The organism is Pseudomonadales bacterium, assembly GCA_024234615.1.
Classification (GTDB): domain Bacteria; phylum Pseudomonadota; class Gammaproteobacteria; order Pseudomonadales; family IMCC2047; genus JAJFKB01.
Genome location: JACKNY010000001.1, coordinates 1,126,169 through 1,144,312 on the forward strand (window position 1 = coordinate 1,126,169; position 18,144 = coordinate 1,144,312).

Here is an 18,144-nt window from a genome sequence, read left to right on the forward strand (position 1 = left end):
AAGGATGGGCAGCATGCTGCGCTATGCGATTGCTTTCTGGTTGCGATCAGGGTTTGGAAAATTATATTTGGTGCTATTAACTTTGGTCTGGTGTGGGATCGGAAATGCACAGGTCAATTCTATCGAGCTGTCCGGAAATATTAGTTTAGAAGCCAGGGCCTTTTTGCAGAGCGCGGACTATCCCGGCCAAGAAGACCAAAATGGTTCAGTCTCGATTGAGCCAGAGTTTTATGTCGACTGGGCAGATGGTGATCAACGCATTGTTTTTAGCCCTTTCTTACGCTATGACACCTCGGATGATGAGCGTTCCCATGCTGACTTGAGAGAGTTTTATTGGCGTGGCTCCTTCCAGGACGTTGAATTAAAGGTCGGTGTAGCCAAAGTGTTTTGGGGTGTTACGGAATCACAACATTTAGTTGATGTGATAAATCAGACTGATCTGGTTGAAAATATCGATACGGAAGATAAGCTCGGGCAACCCATGGTCAACCTCAGTTTCATAAAAAGTTGGGGAACGCTTGAACTCTATGTGCTGCCTTATTTTAGGGAACGCACCTTCGCGGGAGAAGAAGGGCGGCTGCGGACATCTCTGGTAGTCGACACCGACCATGCAAGCTATGAAGCTAGCGATGAGGAAAAGCACGTCGATTTTGCTGTACGTTGGCGACATTATATAGGTGATTGGGATATCGGATTGGCGCATTTTTCCGGCACCAGCCGCGCCCCAGATTTGGTACCGTCGTTACATGCCGGGCAATTGGTGCTTATACCTCATTACCAGCAAATAGACCAAACCAGCTTAGATTTGCAAGCAACCAAAGGTGACTGGCTGTGGAAACTGGAACTGATTTCCAGCCGTAATGATCAGGGGCGCTATACTGCCTTTGTCGGTGGTTTTGAGTACTCACTGGTTGGTGTGTTAGGCACAGCCTCCGATCTGGGTCTATTGCTCGAATATCATTTCGATGACCGTGATGACAAAGCAACGTCCCCCTTCCAAAACGATATTTTTACCGGAGTACGCTGGGTGCTCAATGATATACAAAGTACAGAAGTCCTGGTGGGCGCTATAGTCGATTCGGATACACAAGCGACGTTTGGCAATCTTGAAGCGAGCAGAAGGCTGGGGCAGTCTTGGAAGATATCATTGGAAGCCAGAATATTCTCCAATCAGGATAAAAGGGATTTGTTTTTTGATCTGCGAAATGATGACTATATTGAGTTTCAAATTTCAAAATACTTCTAGTTTAACGGTGAGCAGCTATTGGCTTGCGGGTTAATAGATCGATCAGTACTTATAATGTGATATAGATAAACATATCCAAGGAATATAGTGATGAAAAATTGTAGAGCTTTGCATAAGTATATGCTGTTGTTTATTTTTTTAGGCATTGCTGGCTGTGGGGCTGACTACACAGATATTGAACATATTGAAAGGGCAAAGGATTTTCAAGATAAGGGCGATTTGGTGAGCGCGATAATTGAATTAAAAAATGCTGCTAATAAGAACCCTAATAATCCTGAAGCAAGGTTGCTTTTGGGAAGAATTTATCTGTTAAACGGAAGTGCGGATGTAGCCGAAAAAGAATTGGCACGTGCCATTGAACTTGGGATTAACGATCCACAAGTCGAACTCGATTTATTTGAAAGTATCTATATTCGAGGAGATTTCAATAAAATTATTAGTGACTTAGATCTGAATAAGTATGCTAACGAAAGAAATTTGAGTCGTGCTCAAGCCTTGCTAGGTAACGCTTATTTGGAGCAAGGTAATCTAGAGTTGTCACGCTCATTATTAGAAAAATCCGTTGCGCTACAAGATAACCCTAGTGCCCGTGCTGGTTTAATAAAAATTAAAATACTCCATGGAGGAGGAGATGAAACTTTAGTTAACCTAAATAAAGCCCTGGCTTCATTCCCTAAGAGTTTCGATTTGAACTTAGTGGCGGGTGATTACTACCTGAATATAAAGGATTTCGATAGAGCGATAGAGTATTACAGTAAAGCAATAGACATCAGAGAGAATGTAAATGTCATTTTAAGGAGAGCCGATTTATATATCACAATCGGAAAGAGTCAACTTGCTCAAGTTGATGTAGACAGTGTTTTGCAATTGGAGAAAGGACATCCGCTGGCAAATTTTATTAAAGGAAAAATTAGCTATCAACAAAAACAGTTTGACGAAGCAAAGAATCACTTCGAGCAGGTGTTAAATGCACTACCGAATCACCTTCAATCTATTGCCTTGTTAGGAGTTGTTAACTTTAATCTTGAGAACTTTGAACAGGCGGTTAATACTTTGGAAAAATACCAGCACCAAGCGCCTGGAAATCCTGATATTGAGCGATTGCTGGCGGAGTCCTATATTCGTTTAGGTAACGGAGAGTTAGCGATAAGGTTGCTTGAAAATCTTGCCGTAAAAAATGCAGAGGATCCCGGCCTTTACCAAATGCTTGGGGATGCCTACTTACTAAACTCTGATCTAACGAAAGCCAAGCAGAATCTATCTTATGCGAATGAGCTGAATCCAAGCGAAGCAGCTTCTGTCAATCAATTAGCGATTCTGAATATTCTAACTGGTGAGAGCCAGGTGGCCGCAAAAAGTCTAGAGCAAGAATTACAAGGAACCCAAGTAAATAAACAAGGGGAAATTTTATTAATTTGGGCATTAGTGCGAAGTGGACAATTCGATAAAGCAATGGAGTACGCTAGGTTAGGTTTAGAAAAGGAGCCTGAAGATGCTCAGCGTTTATTCATTCGAGGAGTGATTCATCAGCATAATGCCGATATTGAGCAAGCCAAATCAGATTTTAATGAAGCACTGACTAAGGATAAAGAATTTATCCTTAGTCGCATAGGACTGGCCGAAATTGCAGTGCAGGAAAAACAATACGCCGAAGCCGAAAACCAATTTAAACAGGTGTTATCTGTTAAGCCTAGCCATTTGGGGAGCATAATGGGACTAGCCTTAATTGGTGATATGCGAGGGGATGCAGCTTCTACAGTGACTTGGTTACAGAAGGCACGTGAACTTGTGCCAAACGCATCTGAGCCAGTTGAAGCGTTGATTAATATATATATTAATAATGGAGAACCGGACCGGGCGATAAATATTGCCCAACAATATGAGAATAACAATAAAAAGTCTCAAAAAGGAATTATTCTCAGTGCTAAAGCGCTATTAGCAGGTGGCAATTTATTGGGTGTTGAGGATAAGCTCAGACATTATCTGGAGCTCTATCCACAGGATATTGGAACTCGCTTGTTTCTGGTTGAAGTGTTGAGTAAGCAGCCAGATATCACTGCAGCAATGCGCGAGATAGATAACCTTATAAGACAAAATGGGGATGCTCCACTATTGGCGGCTGTCAAAGTACGCCTGCTTTTGCAAGCGAATCAAGTTAAGGATGCGAAAGAAATAATAAGAAGTTTGGCGGGCTCATCTATTTCGAAAGCCGTTTACCATGAGCTAAGTGGCGATATAGCATTACGGGAAAATACAATAGAAAAAGCTTTTAGCCTTTATAAGCAGGCATATAGTGCGTCGGAAAACTATGGTCTGCTCAGGAAACTCTCAATTCTGGCCCTTAACCTCAATCAGACAAAGGATATAGATAATCAGTTACAGAACTATATTTCAAAAAATCCCAATCATTTTGATGCGCGTATATTACGAGCGTCATTCTTGGAAAAGCAAAGTAGAGTTGCAGACGCTAAAAATGAATACCATAAAGTACTCGAAGCGGATAAAAATAACTTAGCTGCGTTAAATAATTTAGCCAATCTTCATGTGTCTGTGGGTGAATTTAAAGAAGCCCTAAATTTTGCTGAAAGAGCCTATAAATTACGAGGTGCGAGTCCGGAAGTAATGGATACCTATGGTTGGGCTTTAGTACAAAATGAGCAGTTGGAGAAAGGTTTGGAACTTCTAAAAAAAGCTTTTGAAAATCTGCCAGACAATCAAGAGATCGCTTATCATATTGCGGTGGTTCTTAATCGACTAGGTAAACAGACTGAGTTGAAAGATGTTGTAGCAAAAATCACGAACCCTGTTTATCAGAAATTGCTTAAAAGCGAAGGAATAAAATAGAAGCGTCGGGTTTTTTTACACTTTTTTTTGGGTAATGAAATGATTTATATTTTAAATATTGTAAGTTGCTGAAAATTAAAGAATATATATTTTTGGCACAGGCCGTGCATTATGTTCATCGACAGTTATTTATTTGATATGTTAACTAAAGTTTAAAATTTGATTTTTAGAACAGTGAAAAGGATGAAGACAATGAAAAAATTAGTATTAGCAAGTGCAATAGCTGCCGGATTAGGTCTCGCCAATAGCGCGTCGGCTATTAATCTGGGTGGTATTGAAACTCCTGGGGGCGTCCATTTTGAGGTGGCGTCAATTTATGAAAATACAGTCGCTAATATTGGGGATGTGTTAACTGGCTATGGCGAAGTTACACAGATTAACGGCAACGGAAATTTTTGTGCTGCTGGCCCATTCCTATGTGAGTTGACCTATACCTTCGGTGGCTTTACTGTTGCTCAGATTTTACCAACAGAAGTAGTATTTACCGGTGGTTGGGTGAATTTCTATGTGGGCACCGGTGCAACTAATGACTTTAATCCTTTTACCAGCGCGTCTCAGGCTGAAGATATCGCCGAAGCTAGCAATGGAGCACTCTGGTTAACTCTGGCAGGGCATCCTAATTTGGTATTGACTAACAATTTTGGTTTTCAAAATGCGGCCTTGGTTGGAACGGGTAATCAAATTGGTAGCGGCGGTAATGACGTTGGTACAGGCACAGGATTGTTTGATGTTGATTTTACCGGTTTGGCAAATGGGAATACTGCTGGTGCTGGAGCAATAGCTAACGGTAACTTCGATACTGATGGTTTGAATGATAATATTGGTGGAACTGCCGACTTCACATTTACTTCGTCTTTTGGTACTGCAGTACCCCCTCCTCATGGACAAACTGCTTTAGGCGGCAGTGCTGACGTAAGAGGAAAAGTAATTCCTGAGCCAGCAACGCTTGGTCTGTTGGGATTAGGTCTGTTAGGTTTAGGTGCAGCACGTCGCCGTAAGGTTTAAACAACCTACCGGTTGAACGATCTTCATCCATTAAGAAGAGAGCTTGCCAATTGGCAGGCTCTTTTTTTAGTTCTTATAGCGCAGTAAACTACGGATTTCCTATCTTCGATTGTTACCATTTCGCGCTCTCAAGTTTTCTCACTAAAAAGAAAAGAGTATGTTCGCTTCTGGAGCATATGAAAGATCTAAACCTGAGTTTTGGGTTGTTTAATTGCCGATGAGTCTTTCAAGACTGAGTCTAACCGAGCGACTTACTTGAAGTTGCGATTTCGGATAACCGACACGGCCTAAAAAAAGTGCATTAGATGCTTCCTGGTGTAGCTGTTTGCGTAGTGACTTATCCAGTTGCTGGGCTTTATGTAAAGTTTTATTGTCAGAGTTAAAAATTTTCGGTGAGAGAGACCTGTTGGCAAAGCATAACGGCGCTAGTCCAGGTTGTATTGCTAAGCCCAGTTTAGTAGCCGTTAACCAAAAGCGCTGTAGCGAAGCACCCATGGAGAGTAGATTAGTAGTAGACTTGTCAGTCTTTGGCGCAAGAGTGACGGCAAAGTGCGCAGCACAGTTTAGGCCGGGTAAAACGTCCATCTGTAATCTTGCAGTGAGGGTCGCGCCGAGATAGTTGTTCATGAAATTAATGCGCTCCCATTTCTCCATCGCCCATTTCATGAGAAATAGCGTTGCGCGATCTAGACCAAGTGCACTGGCGGGTACTCCAGAAGGACTTTGTTTTGAAGTCCAATCTATAATATTTGTGTGGACGGCGTAACAGGACTTTAAGCGCAACCTTATATCTGTTGCTAGCGTGTTTAGCTTTACCATGTTCCAGCGCTCGTTTAGTGTTTCATACCAGTGGATGCTAAGTTGAGGATGCAGCGTGTCGGTAAGCAATGCGATAGTTTTTTTGCTCAGCTTTTGTCGTTTATAAGAGCAACGGTTTACAGAGCGTGTTTTGATGAAGGCAAACAGGTTATCGGGTTGGATTGTTGGATCACTTTCTAATACACATTGAATAACCAGCTGTGTGCTATTGGGTCTATCTACATCATAGTTAAGTTTTAGTCCAAATCGACTGGCTGCAATACCAATGGTTTCCAGCAGCATTCCTGTGCTGATGAGCGTGGGTTCTCCGTCGTTATATTCGTAGGGGTTATCATTATCGATTTCAACGTTGATTTGAAAATTGTGCTCGTTAATTATCGTGAAACACCAAGGTTGACTGTTATCCCCACTGGGTGTCCATCGGGCTGAATCGAGTATTTTTTCAATGGTCGATTGAGGCTGAAACGCTGTTGCTGATGAATCCCTGAGTGCTTCGCCGAATTTTTTACGGCCTATGATTAGAGATAGTTGCTGTATGGGGTGGTTGTTTCCCCAGGGGCGATACGTTCTTTTCAGTTGATTACTATAAGCATCCACCTGCATACCCCAAGGTGCGGCGATGGGCTCACCTCGGTGCAAAAGAATTTTTAATGCTTCCGTTCCAGCAACACCAGCGCATAGCTCTATGGCTAACGGAGTTGAAGGGCCTTTTTTATTGGGAATATCGACCGCCTGTGGATAGACTAAATAACGGTTTTGCAGTCTTGCGGGCGCCAGCCCCACGAGAAAGCGTATCAACTGTTCGGTTTCATCATGTCCTTCCAGCTTAAAATAATCTTCAAAGCTCATCTTGCCGGGTAAAAAGCCTAGATAGGCGCAACCCATCCCCAGCGGTGCTGCTGTAATAGCAGGAATATCTTTTTCCGCACATTTTGAGAACAGTAGACGACGGGCTTTAATTGAAAAGAAATCTAAGCTATCTACATAGAGGTCAACATCCTGTAAAAACTCATCCACATTCTTTTCATTAATGCCGGTGTCAAAACCTCGAATTTCCAGTTCTGGATTTATGTCTGTGGCTAGAGCAGCTAACACCGTCATTTTTGGCTGCTCTACGGTAGACATAGCAGCGCCAAATTGGCGATTAAAATTTTCGATGCCAAATTTATCAAAATCCGAAATGTTGAATTTACCAACACCCAGCCGAGTTAAGGTTATTAGATGACTGCCACCAACGCCACCTAGACCGGCAATCGCAACACGCCTACATCTAAGGATTTGCTGTTCATCTGGAGTGACCCAGCCAGTATTTCGGGAGAATGCTTGTCGATACTTAAAAGTATTTTCGGTCATTTATCTTGTCTTTGAGGCGTGTCATTGATTGTTAATAAGTATTGCATAAAATAAGAATATTAATAGGATTACCTTATGGCTAGCGTGCCTTCTTTTGTCGTCTTACATATTGTCAGCATTATTTACAATTGTTCTTTGCGAGATACCTAACACATTGATTTTATTGAGAAGGAACAAATATTGCATTGAATTAGTGCTACAGGTAGCATAGCATGTTTGCAGGGTAAGTCATTTTTGTGGGGGAGAAGACTTGGATGATATAAATAAAAAATTTAGCAGTGTCTTCGAAATTGTTCGAGCTAATTCGCCCACTCTGTTAGACCAGGCCCTGCGACTTCGCCATCAAGTATATTGCGTTGAAAATCAATATGAAGCCCCTTCCTCCTGTGGTGAAGATATTGAATTCGATAAATTTGATCTGTTTTCTGCGCATTCAATTATTAGGCACCGTTTAACGGGTCAGTTAACAGCTAATGTGCGCCTTGTCCTGCCTCGTTCAGATCAAGCCGATTTCCATTTTCCGATCCAAGAGCTGGTTTCACCAAGTCTTATTGGTGATGAGATCGGGAGGGGATTTGAAGACAAATCAAAGTTTGCTGAGATATCTCGTTTTTGCGTCTCTAAAGAGTTTAAAAACTGTTTGGTGCAGCAGGAGAATGGGATGCGCAAGGATTTGTCGGTCAACCCACAGTTGGATTTTTTGGAAGATGGTAGTGATCACCAGCGCTCTACATCACGGCTGGATGTTACCGATGGTTGTCGGCTTTTGCCGCATATTACGGTCGCCCTATTCGCAGCAATTTTTAAAATGAGCGCGGAAGAGGGTGTTGAGAATTGGTTTGCTGTAATGGAACCTCCGTTGTTAAGATTTTTGAGTCGTTACGGTATTAAGTTTACGCCGCTTGGAGATGTTATTTCCCATAGGGGCTTGCGCCAACCTTGCTATGCTAATGCCGATGAGGTTGCTTTAGGCATCTGGCAGAAGCGTCCAGATATTTGGCGCTTTGTAACGAAAAACGGTGAGGTGTGGCCACTGATGCCATACCTGGATACGGAAAAGGTTTTGGCAGGTTAATTGCGCTTTAAGGTTAGTCTTTGTTGTTCCGCTTTAATTATTCAGCTTAAAAGGTTCGCTTTCGCTTAACCGGTGAGTCGGTTATATGTGGGTGGTGGGGAATCTAGTTGGCGGGCTACCTCTTCTTTTAGATAGTAAAACAGCCCCATAATTTCAGGTTTTAGATTTTTAGCGAGCATACTCTGCGAAATGTAGAAAGGTGCCCGTTTTCCATGGTAGTCGGTCACGTCACCAGCTTGTTCAAATTTAATACCCACTCGCGCCATACTACGAGCCAGTCGAGGCTCGACCATCACAAATGCATAATCCAGTTGACGGTGAACAAAAAGAGCGGCGCAAGTCAGGTAAAGGCCAACGGAAATATAAGGGAACAAACGTTTTTCGTTGGCTTTGCTAGTGCTTTCAACGGCATCCACTATATAAGGCTTGCCAGATTCTCCGACCCTTTTTCTAAAACGTGCGGGAACGGCCAGACGGGATACCTCTCCGAAATTACCACGTTGTAATTTGGCAGGGTCAATAATTCGCCTATTAAAGGCGCTCAGGCAATATTTTTCGAAAGGAAGCATAAGGCTAGTATTTTCTGCTGGGGGAATCACAAACCTGACGGTGCCAGCAAATTCGCCAGACCGTTTATGCCTTAATAGGAAATGATGAGAGTAAGCGTCGAACTCGTCTTTTTCCACGTCTTTGGGACAACCTTCTTCGAGTTTTAACTCTTCACAAAATACATCATATCGAATTTTATAAACGGCGCTAAGCAATGCAGCCGTATTTGCGTAAACAACATCAAAATAGCTGCTGAAGTTTTCAACAATATTTTCGCATTGCTGTTGTGGTGGTGGAGTGTTTGATTGCTGCAATTGCATTTGCATGCCTGAAGAATAATTGGCTGTGATTAACAGTTAGTATAGAAGAAATTGCTTTTTACGCTATTTTTACAAGGAATTTGTCATTTTTCGATTATGCAGGCTATAGTAATGATGCGTTGGCATGTTTATAGAATTACTTGCATGCATGGCTTATCATGTGCGAGCCAAATTGAAAATTTCGAGTGGCCTCAAAGGTGGACTTAATTAAGGTGGATAGCAAATGAATAAATGTGGAAAATTTCTTATAAATAGAAGTGGCGTCATTCTCGCTTACATGCTGGCATTGCTGCTTGTTAGTGGTTGCGCTTCACATACAATGGATTTGCCTTCGGCGACACCGAAACAACCCGTCACAACCTCGCCTAGTGATTATACCTATCTGATTGGTCCGGGTGATTCGGTTAATATCTTCGTATGGCGAAATCCTGAGGTTTCAAATTCCGTCACTGTGCGCCCAGATGGAAAAATCACAACGCCTCTGGTTGAAGAGCTGGACGCTAGTGGTAAAACGCCGGCCCAGTTAGCCAGAGATATTGAGAAGGTTTTAGCTGAATATATTAAAGAACCCATTGTGACTGTCATGGTCGGCGGATTCATCGGGCCATACAGCGAGCAAATTCGAATTATTGGTGAGGCCACAAATCCTCAAGCTATTCCTTATCGTGAAGATATGACGTTACTCGATGTGATGATAGCAGTGGGTGGTATTACTGATTTTGCGGCTGGTAATAAAGCGACTATCGTGCGTGTGGTGGGTGACCAGCAGAAGGAATATCGAGTCAAATTAAATCAGCTCGTGCGTGATGGCGATATATCGGCAAATGTGGACATGTTGCCAGGCGATATTTTGATTATTCCTGAATCTTTTTTCTAAAATAAACTCAGCCCTATTTATCAGTAACAAACTTACTGTTTTTGGTCATTACTGAAGACATCGCAAAGCAATCCAGGTAAATACTGTTTCACAGATTACTTTGGGAAATAACGGAAGGTTGTAGAGGAAAGTTAATAGGATATGCAGGAAATTATTGACCTAATTATTTATTATGCTCGTGCTATCTGGCTAAAACGCTGGTATGCATTAGCTACCGCTTGGCTTATTTGTATCATCGGCTGGGCCGTTGTCTTCAAGTTGCCGGATGAATATCAAGCCAGTGCCAGAGTACATATTGATACTCAATCCTTTCTTCGTCCCTTGTTAAGGGGGCTAGCCTTTTCAACCTCATCCAATCAGCAGGTTGATTTGATGGTTAGTACTTTACTGAGTCGTCCGAACCTGGAAAAAATTGCACGAATTACAGATCTTGATCTAACGGCCAAGACAGATAAGGAAATGGATGAGCTTTTAGAAGAACTAAAAGATGGCATCGAACTACTGCGCGTGGATCGTCAGGATTTATACAGAATCACCTACTCCCATGAAGATAGAGATGTGGCAAAGCGGGTTGTACAGGCAGTCCTTACGGTTTTTGTGGAGAACACCTTAGGTGAAAATCGTGAAGATTCTGTAACGGCACGTCGTTTTCTTGACGCTGAGATCAAAGAGTATGAACAGCGCTTGAAAGATGCCGAAGCACGTCTTGTTGAGTTTAAACGTAAGAATGTGGGGCATTTATCAGGCTCTGGAAATGATTACTATCAACGGCTACAGGCCGGTATGGCAGAGGTTGAATCGGCTAAATTGCAATTGGTCGAGGCCAAGCGTCAGCGCGACTCCATTGAAGAGCAAATTGAAGATCAGGAAGAGGAACTTTCCTTTATTTTTGATCAAAGTGGTACGGAGGCAAGTAGCATTTATGATCAAAGGATAGCAGCGATTGAATCGCGTCTGGATGAAATGTTTCTGAAATATACGGATAAACACCCGGACGTAATTACCTTGAAATCTCAGCTTGAGGATTTGAAACTGAAGCGGGAAGAGGATTTGTCAAATCGTTCGGAAGTTGTGGATCAGGGAAATCCGGTAATGCAGTCGCTCAAACTCAGCTTGAGCCAGGCGCAGTCAATGGTTGCCGCTTTAGAGGCACGAGTTAAATCGTACGAGACACGCGTAGAAAATCTGCAAAAACTGGTATATACCATACCTGCGATTGAAGCGGAAATGGCTGATTTAAACCGAGATTACGGCGTTATCAAAGCTAAGTATCAGGATTTGTTATCAAGGCGTGAGCAGGCATCAATAAGTCAAAAAGCAAGTCAGGCCTCAGATGAAATAGAGTTTAAAATTGTCGATCCCACACGGGTGCCCTTTGAACCATCGGGGCCGCCTCGTATTCTCTTTGCCAGTGCTGTTTTAGTTGCTGGAATGGCGGTCGGGATTGGACTTGCTTTGCTTCTCGTCCTGATTCGACCGACTTTCGCAAGCGCCAGAATGCTGGCGTTACAAACAGGATTGCCGGTATTGGGTAGCGTCGGATATATTCAGTTTGAAGGGGAGGAAAATCGCGATAAAAACAAAGTCTTAGTATTTTTCGGCTTATTGTTTTTACTGTTGGCAGTGTTCTCTGCACTTTTACTCGTTCAACTGCTGGTCACCGGACAAGTAGGTAGTACTTTAAGATAATTTGAGAAGTTGATATGGATACCATAGAAAAAGCGCTTCGTAAGCACCAAGCCTCGAAAGACAACCTGGCAAGAAAGGCAGAGGAAGAAACCATCCAATCAACTGTGCCAATGCAGGGTGATCAAGCCGCTACACCTGTGAATAACAGGGAAACTGTTGGTACGGACGTTCCCGCTGGGCAACAGGATAAAAGTGCAAAAAAGGATAAGGCCACCCCTGCCTGTGATGAAAATGGATTTCTAAACCTAGATCTGGAGGGATTATCGAAGCTTGGCGTAATCATGCCAGACGATAAACGCAGTAAAATCAAAGAAGAATATAAGCATATAAAAAGGCCGCTATTGCAAAAAGCGGCAGCGGCTGATCTGGATAAATCTCATAAAAATCTAATCATGGTTACTAGCGCTTATTCTGGCGAGGGTAAAACCTTTAGTTCGCTTAACTTGGCGATGAGTATTGCCGTAGAGCGAGACCGAAGAGTCTTGTTGGTGGATGCTGATGTGGTTAAACCTGGGTTGGACAAGATGTTGGAAATGGAAGATCGACCCGGATTAGTCGAATATTTAAGCGGCGATGTGTCTTCATTCTCCGATATTCTTTTAACTACTAATGTTCATAATTTAACCATTGTCCCAGCCGGTAAAACGCATCACCTTTCGCACGAGTTGCTGGCCAGTAATGCTATGCAGGAATTGGCTCATGAAATGTCAACGCGTTACTCGGATCGTATAATTATTTTTGATTGCCCTCCGATGTTAATCACCAGTGAGGCGAAGGTACTTGCAAAATTGGTTGGCCAAATTGTGCTTGTGGTTGAGCAGGATAAAACTTCTCAGTCAGCAGTTAAGGATGCCATTGCACTATTGGAAAGAGACAAACTGACCGGCTTGGTTTTGAATAAATCAAAATCGGTAGGGGAGTCTTATTACGGTTACTACTACAGCGAAGATAAATGAGAATAACAACGCAGCTTAGCATTTTAGGTTTTGTACTTTTAAACCCCTTGTGGGTGCAAACCTGTATCGCCGCGAAGTGGGATATTAAACCCGATATTAGTCTGAGAGAAGTTTATTCAGATAATATTTTTCTAGAGTCGACGAACGAAAGTAATGATTTGGTGACAGAGTTGAGTCCCAGCTTGGTGCTGTCGGCAGACGGAAATCGTGTCGATTTACAATTTAGTTATAGCATGCAAAATCTGGCATATCAGGATCATACCGAGAGAAATGACACTAACCACAGGCTCCAGACTTTGTTAAAGTCGGAACTTGTTAAAGATCTAATATTTTTTGATGCGAATGCGCGGGTAGGCCAACAATTGGTCAATATTCGAGATGGTGTGTCGGTAGATCAGATCAGCGGTTCTCAAAACTCTGAGGATGTGTATTCATATTCCTTAAGTCCTTCATTCAAACCAAAGATAGGTAACTTCCTTTTAGCGGATTTGCGCTACACCTATGATTATGTAGACAGCGAAAATGACAATGGCAACAATCTAAACTCGAGCGATAGTACTGGCGATAACTTGCGTGCTTCGCTTAAAAATGGCAGCAGTACGGGTAACTTGTTTTGGAACTTAGATTACAACAGCCGTGAAATTGATTATACCCAGGGTGATAGAACTGACACCGAAGTTTTACAGGGTTCTATAGGACTTAGGTTGACACGCTCTTTCAGTATTAATGTATCGGGTACGGATGAAAATAATGAATTTATTGGCGATAGAGGCAACAGTAGTCCGGATGATAGTTACTATGGCGGAGGTTTCGGCTGGACGCCATCTCGAAATTTCAATTTATCCATAAGTTATAATAAGCGCACCGACCCTCGCCCTAATGAGGATGAAAACTTTATTAGTGGTAGCTTGTCATGGACACCGACGGTGCGTACAAACATTTCTGCAAAATATGGAAATCGTTTTTTTGGAGAAACCTACGATTTTAGTTTGAGTCATCAGATGCGACGCTCCAGCTGGCAGATTGCTTACAGCGAGAGTGTCAGTGATTTTCGCGATCAGCTGCTCAATCAGGAGTTGATTGGCACTCTCGTGTGCCCTTTGGGGAGTAGCGATATCCAGCAGTGCCGACTATTTAACCCTAATGATCCTCCCAAGATTGATGAACAGCTGATCGGTATTTTAGGTGGTCAGTCATCAATCTCTAATAATACTTATATTAATAAAAGATTGAACGCCTCCTGGAGCATAAGTGGTGCTAAAAATATCATTACTCTGGGCGTATCCAATCAACAAAGAGACTATATCGGAGACGGCGCGAGTGAACGGGAGTTTGATGTTAATCTCACCTGGTCCTACAAGTTGGCGCCTAAAACAACATCGCTCATTTCAGTTGAACAGGGCGAAAATAAATATGAAGACAGTGAAAAGGGGACTGATTTAAGCCTGCGTTGGTCGCTCACGACCAATATCACTGCCAAATCAACATTATCGGCCGAGATTTATTATTCTGACAGGGATGCGGATACCAGTTTAAGAGCTTACACTGAAAATCGATTTACCATCTCCTTTCAACATTTTTTCTAGATCAACTCATGACAAGTACCACTAACAAAAGATGACCTAATGTACGAAGCTTTTTATAACCTCTCGACCAAGCCCTTCCAGCTGAGCCCAGATCCTCGCTTCTTCTTTAATAGCAGTGTACATAAGCGCGCTATGTCTTACCTCCGTTATGGGTTAAGCCAAGGAGAAGGTTTTATTGTCATCACTGGTGGCGTGGGAACTGGCAAAACAACGCTCGTGCGTAACTTGTTCTCTGAATTGGATCAAAATGAAGTTATTGCAGCGCAATTAGTGACCACCAAACTTGGCCCCGATGAACTCCTTAAAATGATTTCCTCCGCCTTTGGTTTGCCCTATGAAGGGTTGTCCAAAGCCTCATTGCTTAGGCAATTTGAGACCTTTCTCAAGAAGTCCGAGTTTCAGGGAAAGCGCGTACTCCTGGTCGTGGATGAAGCCCAAAATCTACCATCGGAAACGGTAGAAGAGTTACGTATGTTATCGAACTTTCAAACGGATAAACGCTCACTGATTCAAAGCTTTCTCTTGGGGCAAGAAGAGTTTAGGCATACCATTCAGTCCCCCGGAATGGAACAGATGCGTCAGCGTATAATAGCATCTTGCCATTTGGCGCCGCTCGATAAAAAGGAAACGCGGTTGTATATTGAGCACCGTTTAAAGGAAGTGGGTTGGTCCTCAAGACCGGTTATTACCGATATTGCTTTTGAGCTAATCCACAATTTTACAAAGGGCGTACCGCGTCGAATTAACGTGTTCTGCGATCGATTATTACTGTACGGCTATCTTGAAGAGCTATTTGTGTTCAAGCCCGAAGTAGTGAACATTGTTTCCAAAGAGCTGGCAAGTGAGGTCGCTGTGCCGGACGAAGATGAGGCTGAATCTAAGCTTAAAGCAGAGAAAAAGGCTGCCGCAAAAACGCCGACAAAACTCGTCGACACAGAACCCGGTTCGAACTCTCCAGATAGTGCTACAGAAGGTCAGCGGGAAGAAAAGATGATGGACATGAAGAAGCAGATTCAACATGTAGAAGTAGCGCTTGAATCGATGGAGAAAACAATGCTGGCAAAAATACACCTATTACGCCAAACCATAAACCAGCTTAAGAAATAGCTTTTAACTTTATAAACCCCCAATCATTTAAGAAATAGACTATGTATCAGCTTATTTGTGTTGTCGGCGCACGCCCGAATTTTATGAAAATTGCTCCTATCGTAGAGGCGATTAAAAACGAAACGAAATCAATTTGTGTAAAGCTGGTACATACCGGACAGCATTACGACGCTAATATGAAGCACCAGTTTTTTGTCCAGTTAGGCATTCCTGAGCCGGATATCGACCTCGGGGTGGGCTCGGGTTCCCATGCGGTGCAAACTGCGGAAGTGATGCAACGCTTTGAACCGGTGCTTGATGAACATCAGGCCGATGCCGTGTTGGTGGTGGGTGATGTTAATTCGACCATTGCCTGTGCTTTGGTGGCATCCAAAAAACATATTCCGGTCATTCATGTCGAAGCGGGATTACGCAGTTACGACAGAGCGATGCCGGAAGAGATAAACCGGGTGCTGACCGATCAAATTGCGGACCTGCTTTATACCACTGAACGTAATGCCCAGGCGAACTTAATACGAGAAGGCGTGGCGCCAGAACGAATTCGATTCGTTGGCAATGTGATGATTGACACACTCAAGAAGCACGTCCGGCAAGCAACGCCAGCAGCAGAGACTCTCGCCAATATTCCTGGTGGCGCTGCTATCGTCAGTGCCGGCCAGAATTTTGCTTTATTGACGATGCATCGACCTTCCAACGTAGATGATGAACAGACTTTAAGAGGTTTAATCGAAACAGTTGTGCAAGCTTCTGAGCGCCTACCGATAGTTTTTCCGGTGCATCCGCGCACACAAGCAAGAATTGAGCAGTTTGGTCTGAAAGAGATGATCGCTGAAGCTAATATCGTAACCACCGGGCCTTTGGGCTATATGGAATTGCTGGGATTAATGTCCAAAGCGAAGCTTGTTTTGACGGACTCAGGCGGTATTCAGGAAGAAACGACAGCGCTAGGAGTACCTTGCATTACGCTTAGAGAAAACACCGAGCGTCCGATTACGGTTGAGCAGGGAACCAATACTATTGTCGGTGCAAATTCGGCATTAATTTTACAGACTCTGGATGAAGTTCTGGCAAAGGGTGGAAAGCAGGGGCGTCAACCGGAATTATGGGATGGGCAAGCTGCGGTTCGGATTGCAAAGGATTTGGAACAGTGGTTTGAGGGAAGGGGAGCGTAGAGCGAGTTTGGAAAAGACTAAATACCCTCACCCTAGCCCTCTCCCAGAGGGAGAGGGGATACTACGCATAAGTCCTTCCAGATGGGGAGGGCCGCAATACAAATGACAAGGACGTCATATGAAATCCCACGCGCGGGTGTTAAGAAAAAACGCAACTGATGCAGAAAAACTAATTTGGCGAAGAATAAGAAACCGAAATTTAGCAGGCTATAAATTTCGTCGTCAACACGCGATAGGTAAGTATATTGTTGATTTTGTCTGTCTTGAGAGAAAGCTGATCGTTGAATTGGATGGGAGTCAGCATTTTGAAAGGCAGAAGTATGACAATAAACGGACGGAATATCTTAAGCATCTCGGCTTTGATGTGTTGAGATTCTGGAATAATGAAGTGTTTGATAATGTTGATGGGGTGTTGGAACGAATTTTGTGTACGTTGGAGGTGCCCTCACCCTAACCCTCTCCCTGGGGGAGAGGGGACAGATCGAAGGACTCCCCCCCGAGGGTGAGGGGGTATGCTCCTTCTCCCTGTGGGAAAAGGCTGGGATGAGGGGCTCCCTCCGAAGGATGAGGAAATCTTCTCCTTCTCCCTCTGGGAGAAGGCCGGGATGAGGGAAAAAATACCCGTGCAATAAACAATATATCTGCAATACTTTATCCTGAGTAAACCGGATCCAAAAATAATGAATAAAATCACAAATGCCATGACTGTCGATGTCGAGGACTATTTTCAGGTTTCTGCCTTCGAGCAAACGATAGCGCGGGATCGCTGGGATTCGATGCCCGTCCGCGTGGCTAAAAATACCGAACGAATTCTAGAACTATTCGATACACATCAAACCAAAGCGACATTTTTTGTCCTTGGCTGGGTGGCGGAACGCTTTCCTGAGTTAGTAAAAAACATTGTTGAACAGGGGCATGAACTGGCGAGCCATGGTTATTCGCATTACCGTGTCACCAGCCAATCTCGTTCTGAATTCCATGACGATATTGTCCGAGCCAAAAAGTTACTAGAGGATATTTCCGGCGAAAAGGTTAATGGTTACCGTGCGCCTAGTTATTCCATTGGCAAAGCAAACCTTTGGGCGCATGAAGAAATTGAAAGTGCCGGCTACCTGTATAGCTCAAGTGTATACCCGGTTCAGCACGATCTATATGGTTTTCCAGAAGCACCTAGATACCTGTTCAAATGTCGTGAACGCCTGCTTGAGATTCCTATCAGCACTTTGCGTATAGGTTCGCGTAATATTCCTATCGGTGGCGGTGGTTATTTTCGTCTTTACCCGTATGCATTTTCGAAATGGGCGATTAACACCGTCAATGAAAAAGAAAACAAGCCCACCATTTTTTACTTCCATCCCTGGGAGATTGATACCGAACAGCCGCGTCAGAAGGATGCCAGCTGGAAATCACGCTTTCGTCATTATTTAAATTTGGGGCGGATGGAGTCTCGGCTCAAAAGCCTGTTAGCGGATTTTAACTGGGATCGCATGGATCGGGTGTATATCAACCCCTAAAGTGTGTTAAGAACTTTCTACCCTGATGACAG

The 18,144-nt window shown here is 43.4% G+C and carries 14 protein-coding genes; 12 read left to right on the top strand and 2 right to left on the bottom strand.

What is annotated here, in order from left to right:
• The first annotated feature begins 67 nt into the window (after positions 1–67).
• The 3 genes from H6995_05290 to H6995_05300 all read left to right on the top strand — a co-directional run bounded on the left by H6995_05290 (position 68) and on the right by H6995_05300 (position 5,095).
• On the top strand, positions 68–1,246 hold the full coding sequence (locus H6995_05290; protein MCP5214402.1) for a hypothetical protein: 1,179 nt from the start codon (positions 68–70) through the stop codon (positions 1,244–1,246).
• A gap of 90 nt (positions 1,247–1,336) precedes the next feature.
• Positions 1,337–4,090: a PEP-CTERM system TPR-repeat protein PrsT gene (prsT, locus tag H6995_05295; protein ID MCP5214403.1), complete on the top strand. Its 2,754-nt coding sequence runs from the start codon at positions 1,337–1,339 to the stop codon at positions 4,088–4,090.
• A gap of 192 nt (positions 4,091–4,282) precedes the next feature.
• The gene (locus H6995_05300) at positions 4,283–5,095 is read left to right on the top strand and encodes a PEP-CTERM sorting domain-containing protein (GenBank protein ID MCP5214404.1); all 813 of its coding nucleotides are present in this window, start codon (positions 4,283–4,285) and stop codon (positions 5,093–5,095) included.
• A 207-nt stretch (positions 5,096–5,302) separates the two neighbouring features.
• Here H6995_05300 and H6995_05305 read toward each other — a convergent pair whose 3' ends face one another.
• Entirely contained in the window at positions 5,303–7,267 is a 1,965-nt protein-coding gene (locus tag H6995_05305; protein MCP5214405.1) for a ThiF family adenylyltransferase, read from the bottom strand.
• 250 nt (positions 7,268–7,517) lie between these two features.
• Between H6995_05305 and H6995_05310 the strand changes: the two genes are divergently transcribed.
• The gene (locus H6995_05310; protein MCP5214406.1) at positions 7,518–8,342 is read left to right on the top strand and encodes a PEP-CTERM/exosortase system-associated acyltransferase; all 825 of its coding nucleotides are present in this window, start codon (positions 7,518–7,520) and stop codon (positions 8,340–8,342) included.
• A gap of 65 nt (positions 8,343–8,407) precedes the next feature.
• Here the strand turns inward: H6995_05310 and H6995_05315 are convergent, their stop codons facing one another.
• On the bottom strand, positions 8,408–9,211 hold the full coding sequence (locus H6995_05315; GenBank protein MCP5214407.1) for a PEP-CTERM/exosortase system-associated acyltransferase: 804 nt from the start codon (positions 9,209–9,211) through the stop codon (positions 8,408–8,410).
• 223 nt (positions 9,212–9,434) lie between these two features.
• On the opposite strand from H6995_05315, the gene H6995_05320 reads away from it, so the two are divergent.
• The 8 genes from H6995_05320 (at position 9,435) to H6995_05355 (ending at position 18,112) form a co-directional block, all read left to right on the top strand.
• On the top strand, positions 9,435–10,088 hold the full coding sequence (locus H6995_05320) for a polysaccharide biosynthesis/export family protein (protein ID MCP5214408.1): 654 nt from the start codon (positions 9,435–9,437) through the stop codon (positions 10,086–10,088).
• A 141-nt stretch (positions 10,089–10,229) separates the two neighbouring features.
• Positions 10,230–11,777, top strand: coding sequence for a chain length-determining protein (locus H6995_05325; protein MCP5214409.1), 1,548 nt, complete (start codon positions 10,230–10,232; stop codon positions 11,775–11,777).
• Positions 11,778–11,791: 14 nt separating this feature from the next.
• On the top strand, positions 11,792–12,733 hold the full coding sequence (locus H6995_05330; GenBank protein ID MCP5214410.1) for a tyrosine-protein kinase family protein: 942 nt from the start codon (positions 11,792–11,794) through the stop codon (positions 12,731–12,733).
• Positions 12,730–14,319: a TIGR03016 family PEP-CTERM system-associated outer membrane protein gene (locus H6995_05335; GenBank protein MCP5214411.1), complete on the top strand. Its 1,590-nt coding sequence runs from the start codon at positions 12,730–12,732 to the stop codon at positions 14,317–14,319. Before H6995_05330 ends, H6995_05335 begins: the two co-directional genes overlap by 4 nt.
• Positions 14,320–14,358: 39 nt before the next feature.
• Entirely contained in the window at positions 14,359–15,426 is a 1,068-nt protein-coding gene (locus H6995_05340; GenBank protein MCP5214412.1) for an AAA family ATPase, read from the top strand.
• A 41-nt stretch (positions 15,427–15,467) separates the two neighbouring features.
• Entirely contained in the window at positions 15,468–16,598 is a 1,131-nt protein-coding gene (gene wecB, locus H6995_05345; protein MCP5214413.1) for a UDP-N-acetylglucosamine 2-epimerase (non-hydrolyzing), read from the top strand.
• Between the two features lie 118 nt (positions 16,599–16,716).
• The gene (locus tag H6995_05350) at positions 16,717–17,052 is read left to right on the top strand and encodes an endonuclease domain-containing protein (GenBank protein MCP5214414.1); all 336 of its coding nucleotides are present in this window, start codon (positions 16,717–16,719) and stop codon (positions 17,050–17,052) included.
• Between the two features lie 247 nt (positions 17,053–17,299).
• Positions 17,300–18,112 (top strand): DUF3473 domain-containing protein, encoded by an 813-nt coding sequence (locus H6995_05355; GenBank protein MCP5214415.1) that lies wholly within the window; start codon positions 17,300–17,302, stop codon positions 18,110–18,112.
• The last annotated feature ends 32 nt before the right edge of the window (positions 18,113–18,144 follow it).

What these genes read in the sequence shown, in the direction of transcription:
- prsT (MCP5214403.1), top strand. Translation starts at nt 1,337, where the DNA reads ATGAAAAATTGTAGAGCTTTGCATAAGTATATGCTGTTGTTTATTTTT.
- H6995_05355 (MCP5214415.1), top strand. Translation starts at nt 17,300, where the DNA reads ATGACTGTCGATGTCGAGGACTATTTTCAGGTTTCTGCCTTCGAGCAA.
- H6995_05330 (MCP5214410.1), top strand. Translation starts at nt 11,792, where the DNA reads ATGGATACCATAGAAAAAGCGCTTCGTAAGCACCAAGCCTCGAAAGAC.
- H6995_05315 (MCP5214407.1), bottom strand. Translation starts at nt 9,211, where the DNA reads ATGCAATTGCAGCAATCAAACACTCCACCACCACAACAGCAATGCGAA.
- H6995_05305 (MCP5214405.1), bottom strand. Translation starts at nt 7,267, where the DNA reads ATGACCGAAAATACTTTTAAGTATCGACAAGCATTCTCCCGAAATACT.
- H6995_05350 (MCP5214414.1), top strand. Translation starts at nt 16,717, where the DNA reads ATGAAATCCCACGCGCGGGTGTTAAGAAAAAACGCAACTGATGCAGAA.
- H6995_05300 (MCP5214404.1), top strand. Translation starts at nt 4,283, where the DNA reads ATGAAAAAATTAGTATTAGCAAGTGCAATAGCTGCCGGATTAGGTCTC.
- H6995_05325 (MCP5214409.1), top strand. Translation starts at nt 10,230, where the DNA reads ATGCAGGAAATTATTGACCTAATTATTTATTATGCTCGTGCTATCTGG.
- H6995_05335 (MCP5214411.1), top strand. Translation starts at nt 12,730, where the DNA reads ATGAGAATAACAACGCAGCTTAGCATTTTAGGTTTTGTACTTTTAAAC.
- H6995_05340 (MCP5214412.1), top strand. Translation starts at nt 14,359, where the DNA reads ATGTACGAAGCTTTTTATAACCTCTCGACCAAGCCCTTCCAGCTGAGC.
- wecB (MCP5214413.1), top strand. Translation starts at nt 15,468, where the DNA reads ATGTATCAGCTTATTTGTGTTGTCGGCGCACGCCCGAATTTTATGAAA.
- H6995_05320 (MCP5214408.1), top strand. Translation starts at nt 9,435, where the DNA reads ATGAATAAATGTGGAAAATTTCTTATAAATAGAAGTGGCGTCATTCTC.